Source organism: Neisseria sp. GT4A_CT1, from assembly GCF_000227275.1.
In the GTDB taxonomy this organism is placed as follows: Bacteria; Pseudomonadota; Gammaproteobacteria; order Burkholderiales; family Neisseriaceae; genus Neisseria.
In genome coordinates, this window is sequence record NZ_JH164966.1 from 8,932 (window position 1) to 17,233 (window position 8,302).

Consider the following 8,302-nt stretch of genomic DNA (forward strand, 5'->3'; position numbering starts at 1 on the left):
CCAGTACGGCGTTGCCTCGCCTTAGCTCAAAGAGAACGATTCTCTAAGGTGCTGAAGCACCAAGTGAATCGGTTCCGTACTATCTGTACTGTCTGCGGCTTCGTCGCCTTGTCCTGATTTAAATTTAATCCACTATAAGTCATATCACTTGCCCCATTCAAACAACAATATAAAAGGTCGTCTGAAAACCCTGATTGAGGATTTTCAGACGACCTTTGCCTTTACCGGTTGGCCTGTTCGGATATTAGAAATCCAATTCCGCTTTCAGCCAGTAAGTACGCGGCATGCCGACTACGGCGAAGCTGCGGTCGTATTGGCCGCGCTGTACCTGCCAGTAGTTTTTGTTGAACAGGTTTTCTACCGAGCTGCTGACGGTCAGGGTATTTTTACCCAGCTTGGTTTTGTAGCGCGCGCCTACGTCAACCAAGGTATAGGACGGCAGTTTATATTGGCGTTCAGTATCTTGGAAAGACTTACCGTAGTATTGGATATTGCTTTTCAAAGTCAGACCTTCAACAAATGGCGTATCCCATTCGATACCTGCTTTGGCAATAACACGCGGGCTAGCAACCTGATTACCATTTGTTAAAGTATTATTGTAACGCGGATAATCCTTCAACTGAGCTTTCAGATACATAATGCCAAAGCTCGGACGAAGGGTTTTATTCATCAGGTTGGCATACGTATTAAACTCAACACCACGGTTGATTTCTTTACCATGCTGCTCTTGCGTGTTGCGCCAATAACCCGGACGGACGATTTGGAAAGCGTTCAGGCTGGTTACAACATCACCCCAGTTTTTTCGTACACCCATTTCAATCTGTTTGCTGACACGAGGTTTGGACATTTCTCCAGTATCCTCGTTAGTCGCACCCGGTTCCAAATCTTGCATATAGTTTCCATACACTACCATACCCGTATTAGGCACCCAAGCCGCTGCAAACATCGGGCTGAACCGTTTTTTGCTGAACTTCACAGTAGAAGAGCGGCGGTTTGCATCAGTTTTTGCATTGCCTGTCAAATTTGGATGAGCAGTTTGTTTTACCCATTGATAACGTCCGCCCAAGGTTAAACGGATAGTATTATCCGCGAAACCCAAAGTATCGGATATTGCAAGGCTGGGAGTCTCATAAGTCGTATGCTCTGTGCCTTGTATATTGGCAGGATTGTTGCGGTGGGTAACAGGGAAAACAGGGTTGTAGATGTTGGTATCCAAGGCATCGCCGTTGCGCGTTCCCTGATCGTGGTCGCGGTGTCGTTTAATATAATCGAGTGAGGTAGCCCAATTGTGAACAATCGGACCGGTTTCAAATTCACCACGCGCTTTCAAATTACCGCTTGTTGTGCGTGAAAGGAATTCAAACGGTTGTGCGGCCTGCGCCGTGTAATTACCTAAATTACCGCCTTTTGCACGGTTTTTCATGAGCAGTTGTGTAAACGAACCTTTATACACAGACTCCATATAACCTAAACCACCACTAATCTGCATATTGTAGTCAGTATCGTATTCGAAAGTCAGTGCATTCGTCATGGTCTTAGTAGTTTGCTCCTGCCAAGACGGGACAAGCAGGGTTTTGCCGCTCGGTGCGGCAGGCATGGCAAAGTTAAGATCCTGCATTTCATGAATACGCGCACGACCTCCCTCTGTATTACGGTGGTTATACATCGAATCGAAAGACAGACGTAATTTCTCACCACGATAATCAGTATTTAATGCAAATTCCTGATTATCTTCCTTATAACCTTTACGGGCGGTTTCACCTTTGCGGTATTTACCATTGAAACGGATGCCAAACTGTTTGTTTTCACCAAAACGCTGACCGATATCGATTGCGCCTTCGGTACGATTTTTACCGAAAACCGCTAAACCGATTTTTCGGTTGCCTTCATCGGATGCTTTTTTGGTTTCGATGTTGACAGAAGAACCTGCTGCACCTTCAGGGTCCATACCGACAGTGGAACTTGAAGCACCTTTAATCAACTGTGCAGAAGAAACGCCGGCAGTCGGGGTGTGGTAATAAGAATAAAGACCTGCCAAGCCATTGATACTAAACTGGCGGGCATCAAGTTGCAAACCACGGACATAGACGCCTTGAATGGTGTTGCTTTCACCGCCGAACTGCATGGTAGAGGCATCGTTCTTGGCGATTGTATCGACTAATGTACGGGATGCGTTGTTTTCCAATACTTTTTCATCGTAATTGACAACCGTAATCGGCGCTGTGAAAGCATTGGCTTTACCAAGTAGTCCCAAGTTCACGCGGTCACGCAAGTCGCCGTCGCTGGCGATGGAGTAAGAGCGGGCGGCTTTGACGCGTTTGGCGTCGGCGCGGACATGGACTTCCTGCAACTGCTGTTGCACTGGGGCTTCGGGCGTCGCTTCATCGGCGGCATAAGAAAACGCACTCATAATCAAAAGCGGCATTAGGGCTAATTTGCTGTTCATAGATTCCTTCTGTCTTTGAGGTGGGTTATTTTTATTGCAATAAACGTTAAAAATCACAAAGTAATTTTGCTGCGGAATTATATTTGATAACATTCTGCTTTTCTATAAAAAGTGATGATAACCATTTGTAAAAACAAAAATACAACATAAATCAAAACTTTTTCCATAGTAATTATAAATTATTTTATTAAGCAGAGAATCCGGGTTTCAGACGACCCCTGCCCGCTGCCTGCCTCAAGAGACAACGCACATGCAAAAATGGCAAATCGAGCTTTATTCCACGCCGTCTTGGCTGTTACAGACCTTATTGATGGTCGCCGCCGCCTCGGCGGTGATTCTGTTTTTGGCACGTGAAACGCGCTTCGGGCGCGAGTTTGCCTATATCCTGCGGCTGTGTCTGACGCCGAAAAGCGCGGTCAAAGTATTGCTGCTGATTACGGCGATGATTACGCTGCTGCTGACCGAAGTGCGGTTGAATGTATTGAGTACCTTTATGTCCAAAGGGCTTTACGACTCGATGCAGGATTTGAACGCCTCCGCGTTTTGGATGTTTGCAGCGATGAACGCGGGCGTGGTGTTGGTACGGGCGTTTAACAACGTCGTCAACGACTTTCTCGATCAAGGCTTGGCGATTAAATGGTCGGAGCGGCTGAATGAAGTGCTGACAACGCGCTGGCTTGCCGACAAAAACTACTACCGCCTGCAAATGCGCCGTCATGCGCCGGACAATATCGACCAGCGTATCCAACAGGACGCACAGGATTTCATCGCATCGACCATAGAATTTGTGCGCGGCATGGTCAATTCGGTCGTTACCTCGCTGGAATTTGCCGTTGTTTTGTGGGGCTTGGCGGGCATCCTGACCGTGTTCGGCGTCGACATTCCGCACGGCATCGTTTGGTTTGTCTATATGTTTGTGATTTTGGCGACCTTTATCGCCATGTGGATAGGCAACCCGTTGATTCGTTACAACTATGAAAACGAAAAACTCAACGGCGACTACCGTTATTCCCTCATCCGCGTGCGCGACCACGCCGAAAGCGTGGCGTTTTACAGCGGCGAACAACACGAACACGACCAACTTGCCGACCGCTTCAAGGCCATCATCCGCAACCGTTGGCGCATCGCCCGCCAAAGCGTCTGCTTGAGCGGCTTTAACGATATGTTTACCAACGGAATCAAGCTCTTTCCCATTATTTTGCAAGCCCCGCGCCTGTTTGCCGGACAAATCAAGATCGGCGACATTCAGCAGACCGTCCAAGCCTTCGCCCGACTGCAAAACGCCCTGTCCTTCTTTCGGATGTTCTACAACAAATTCACCGCCTACCGCGCCCGATTGGAGCGTCTGTACGGCTTTTTGCTGAGTACGGAAGAACAACACAGCGCGCAGCAACCTGACATTATCCAAGTTTCAGACGACCTCTCGCTGGAAAACGTCGCCCTGTTCCGCCACAACGGCGAAATCCTGTTGAGCGGCATCAACGTCAACCTCAAAAGCGGCGATTCCCTACTGATACGCGGCCCGAGCGGTTGTGGCAAAACCTCGCTGCTACGCGCGCTGGCGGGGCTTTGGCCGTTCGGCAGCAGCGGCAAGGTCAGCCGTCCGCCGCATCAAGACATCCTCTTCCTGCCGCAACGCCCGTACACGGCGCAAGGCAGCCTGCGCGACGCGATTTGTTACCCTAACATCGACAAACAGCATCCTGAGTTAGCCGAAGCCATGAACACCTGCCGCTTAGGTTATTTGATTAATAAATTAGACAAAACCGACGACTGGCAACACAAACTCTCCCCAGGCGAACTGCAACGCGTCGCCTTCGTCCGCGCCCTGCTCTCGCAGCCCAAAGTCATCCTGCTCGACGAAGCCACCGCCGCTTTGGACGAACCGACCGAAGCCCTGCTCTACCGTGCCTTAAAACGCAAACTGCCGCAGAGCATCATCATCAGCATCGGCCACCGCAGCACGCTCAACGAGTTTCACGATTTCAGTCTTGATGTCGGCAACGTAGCTTGCGATTGAATTTATAGTGGATTTACTTTAAACCAGTACGGCGTTGCCTCGCCTTGCCGTACTATCTGTACTGTCTGCGGCTTCGTCGCCTTGTCCTGATTTAAATTTAATCCACTATAAAGCAACGAGATCGTCTGAAAACCCGTAAGGGTTTCGCCAAAACGAGCGCAGCGAGTTTCACTAAAACTTTTTCAGACGACCTTTCTGCTAAAATCACACGCTTCAAATACAAGGGAAACCCGCCATGCACGAAATCAAATGCCCGCACTGCCACACCGCGTTTACCGTCAACGAAGCCTGTTACGCCGACATCCTGAACCAAGTCCGCACCCAAGAATTTCAAACCGAAATCCACGAGCGCCTGCAACAGGCGCAGATCCAGTTTCAAAGCGATATGCAGCTTGCCCAAGCGCAGGCGCAAAATCAGTTCGACAAAATCCTAGCCGACAAAAACCACGAAATCGCCGCCCTGTCCAACCAAATCAACGCCTACGAAAAAGACAGCAAACTCGCCGCCGCCGAAATCGAAGGTCGTCTGAAAGCGCAAATCGCCGAACAGGACAAATTGATTGCCGAACTGAAGGCGCAGGCAAAATCGCTGGAAACGGCGAAAAACATGGAAAAAGAGCTGGAAATCACCAAAGCCGTTGCCGAAAAAGAGCGCGAATTGGGCAATTTGAACACGCAGCTCATGCTGCAATCCAAAGAAAACCAGTTGGAAAAACAAAGCCTGCGCGAAAAATACGAGGCCGAACTCAAACAAAAAGACGAAACCATCGCCTTCTATAAAGATTTCAAAGCCAAACAGTCCACCAAAATGATAGGCGAAAGCCTTGAGCAGCACTGCGAAACCGAATTCAACCGCATCCGCACCACCGCCTTTCCCCAAGCTGTATTCGGCAAAGACAACGACGCCAAAACCGGCAGCAAAGGCGACTACATCTACCGCGAAACCGACGAAGAAGGCAACGAAATCATCTCCATCATGTTCGAGATGAAAAACGAAAGCGACGAAACCGCCACCAAAAAGAAAAACGAACACTTTTTCAAAGAGTTGGACAAAGACCGCAGAGAAAAAAACTGCGAATACGCCGTCCTCGTCTCACTCTTGGAAGCCGACAGCGAACTCTACAACAACGGCATCGTCGATGTATCCTACGCCTACCCGAAAATGTACGTCGTGCGCCCGCAGTTCTTTATCCCCATCGTCTCCCTGTTGCGCAACGCCGCGCTCAATTCATTGAAATACAAACAAGAATTGGCACAAATGCGTGCGCAAAACATCGACATCACGCACTTTGAAGAAGACTTGGACAAGTTCAAAACCGATTTCGCTCGCAATTACGAACTCGCCAGCCGCAAGTTCCAAACCGCCATCGACGAAATCGACAAAACCATCAGCCATCTGCAAAAAACCAAAGAAGCCCTGCTTTCTTCAGAAAACAACCTGCGCCTCGCCAACAACAAAGCAACCGACCTGACCGTCAAAAAATTAGTACGCAAAAATCCGACCATGAAGGCCGCCTTTGCCGCGTTGGAGAAAAAAGAGGATTGAGATTTGCTTCGAGAATGAAAATAGAAACGCCAGCCAGTCGTTACGCCCGCGCAAGCAGGAGTGACGGCGGACGGGTGTCTCGTTTTCTATCAGTTCGTGAACAAACTCATTTATCCACTATACAAAAAGGTCGTCTGAAAAATGAACCGCCACAAATCTTAGACGCACAAAAGACTATTCAGATACTCGGTGCAAGCCAGGTTCTACATCAGGAGGAGCGAGAAATGAAGGGATATGAAACATTATCGTTTACGACAACGTTTCTAATGACGGGGAATACAATTTTTTAGCAACACTGTCATGATGTTCTTCTTGAATATCAAATCTACAACAGACTCTATAAAGTAGTATATGATGAAACCAAGCTGTATTTTGACGGTCTTATTACTCGTTCCATTCACTGCTGTTGCAGGTCCGGAGCTGACCATGACCAAAGCCCAATTCGAACGCGCTCAAAAGCAAAAAATTTACCGCTTCGACGGCTATCCGACAAAAAATACCTTCAACGGCAAAACTGCCAAACTCAATATGAAAGACCATTACGCCCGTACGTTCCGCACCCGGCTGCGTGAGGTTTTGGCAGAAAACCGTCCCAACGCCGCCGGCAAATATTCCACTTTCGGTTTCGGTTGCGGCACATCAGGCTGTATCGAAGCGGGTGCAATCGACAATACCACGGGAACGCCGATTCAATTGGGCGATCTGCTGTTAGGCTGCGGAGATATTGATGAGGACGGCGACTTCCGTTCCGATCCGAAGAGTAACTTGGTCATCGCCTCCGGTTGTCTTGAGGGACATTTACAAGATAAGGACGGTTCAGAACAATTCGGTCATCATTATTTCCTGATCGACAAAGGCAAATTCAAGCACTTGCGCTCGGTCAGAGTGAAAAGGTAAGCCTTGAAGTTTGACAAACTCGGAAAACGGGAAGCCGAACGGGAACTGACTGAACTGAAGCAGAAATACGATCTGTAATCCGGTTTCAGACGACCTGCCAAATACAATTTCAAAAGGAGTTACTCATGGACGATGATGATATGATGCACAATCCGTCGTATAGCTGGCATCCTGCAAATATCTGGAATGATGATCTTCGAAAAAAACGGAAAGCCTATAATGAGGCTCTTCTCCGTGGAGAGCGAGTCCGTTCATCTGCTGCCGGCACCCCAATCCTTCGTGCTGTTCTCGGCGCCGCCTTCATCGGCTGGATACTTTTATGCATCTATCTTTGGTTTCGGCGACCTTAGTGCGTTATTCTGCTTTTCAGACGACCCTTTCGGGTCGTTTTTCTCTTTCCTTCCCTCTATCCCATTACGTCATAAATCAGCAAAGCCTGCTTGAGGACTTTTTATAGTGGATTAAATTTATAGTGGATTAAATTTAAATCAGGACAAGGCGACGAAGCCGCAGACAGTACAGATAGTACGGAACCGATTCACTTGGTGCTTCAGCACCTTAGAGAATCGTTCTCTTTGAGCTAAGGCGAGGCAACGCCGTACTGGTTTAAAGTTAATTTACTATACAAACTCTGCAAGTCCAAAGCATTAAGCGTCATGTTCAGGCTATTTTGATTGGTTACGCTGCCACTGATTGTCCGGCTTTCTGATTTTTCGCTGCCGGTATAGATACGCCCAGTATCGGAAGTACAGGCTTCTAACATAATATGAACACCTCTGCTTACCGTCTCCGTACCTGAGTGAACCTTCGATAAATCAATCTTTCAGACGACCTAACCCGAAAAAATATTTCTTAGTTAACAATACTTTTCAAATTTAATTTGCAAAAACTGTATTGATACTCTAATTTTTGTCCACATTTAGAGTATAATTACTAAAACCTGAGATATAAGCAGCCCAATATCATCAGGTTCAGTAAAAAAACAAACCTTACCCATTGATTAAAAATAAATTTTCAAAAATCCAGCAAAGCCGGTCTGCCAATATCAGTCCGCTCCCGCAACCATCAAGGAACCCATACATGCAAAACAACTTCGACCCATTGCACATCCGAGGCAAATCATTGATTCCCGTCGTCCAAGGCGGGATGGGCGTGGGCGTTTCCGCATCGAAACTCTCCAGCGCGGTCGCCCGCGAAAACGGTGTCGGCACGATTGCCAGCGTCGATTTGCGCCACCTTCATGACGACCTGCTCGCCGAATCCAAAATCAATCCGAGCGAAGAAAAATACACCCGACTCAACTGCACCGCGCTTGACCGCGAAATCCAAAAAGCCAAAGCCGACGCAAACGGTAAAGGCATGATTGCCGTCAACGTCATGAAAGCCGTCAAAG

Annotated in this window: 5 protein-coding genes and 2 pseudogenes; 5 read left to right on the plus strand and 2 right to left on the minus strand. The window is 48.1% G+C overall.

Features of this window, described 5'->3' with window-relative positions; translation table 11 throughout:
* Nucleotides 1-74 precede the first annotated feature (74 nt).
* Together HMPREF1028_RS15420 and HMPREF1028_RS04805 are read right to left on the minus strand one after the other, a co-directional pair.
* Nucleotides 75-137, minus strand: a pseudogene (locus tag HMPREF1028_RS15420) (transposase); the annotation flags it as partial.
* A 107-nt stretch (nucleotides 138-244) separates the two neighbouring features.
* Complete coding sequence (locus HMPREF1028_RS04805; protein WP_009311676.1) at nucleotides 245-2,446, minus strand: TonB-dependent receptor; 2,202 nt, start codon at nucleotides 2,444-2,446, stop codon at nucleotides 245-247.
* Between the two features lie 250 nt (nucleotides 2,447-2,696).
* On the opposite strand from HMPREF1028_RS04805, the gene HMPREF1028_RS04810 reads away from it, so the two are divergent.
* The 5 genes and pseudogenes from HMPREF1028_RS04810 to HMPREF1028_RS04835 form a co-directional block, all read left to right on the plus strand.
* Nucleotides 2,697-4,466, plus strand: coding sequence for an ABC transporter ATP-binding protein/permease (locus HMPREF1028_RS04810; protein ID WP_009311677.1), 1,770 nt, complete (start codon nucleotides 2,697-2,699; stop codon nucleotides 4,464-4,466).
* Nucleotides 4,467-4,701: 235 nt separating this feature from the next.
* On the plus strand, nucleotides 4,702-6,012 hold the full coding sequence (locus HMPREF1028_RS04815; RefSeq protein WP_009311678.1) for a DUF2130 domain-containing protein: 1,311 nt from the start codon (nucleotides 4,702-4,704) through the stop codon (nucleotides 6,010-6,012).
* 426 nt (nucleotides 6,013-6,438) lie between these two features.
* Nucleotides 6,439-6,909, plus strand: a complete 471-nt coding sequence (locus HMPREF1028_RS12930; RefSeq protein WP_009311679.1) for a hypothetical protein — start codon at nucleotides 6,439-6,441, stop codon at nucleotides 6,907-6,909.
* Nucleotides 6,910-7,034: 125 nt separating this feature from the next.
* The gene (locus HMPREF1028_RS04830; RefSeq protein WP_009311680.1) at nucleotides 7,035-7,259 is read left to right on the plus strand and encodes a hypothetical protein; all 225 of its coding nucleotides are present in this window, start codon (nucleotides 7,035-7,037) and stop codon (nucleotides 7,257-7,259) included.
* Between the two features lie 730 nt (nucleotides 7,260-7,989).
* Nucleotides 7,990-8,302: pseudogene (locus tag HMPREF1028_RS04835) on the plus strand (nitronate monooxygenase); the annotation flags it as partial.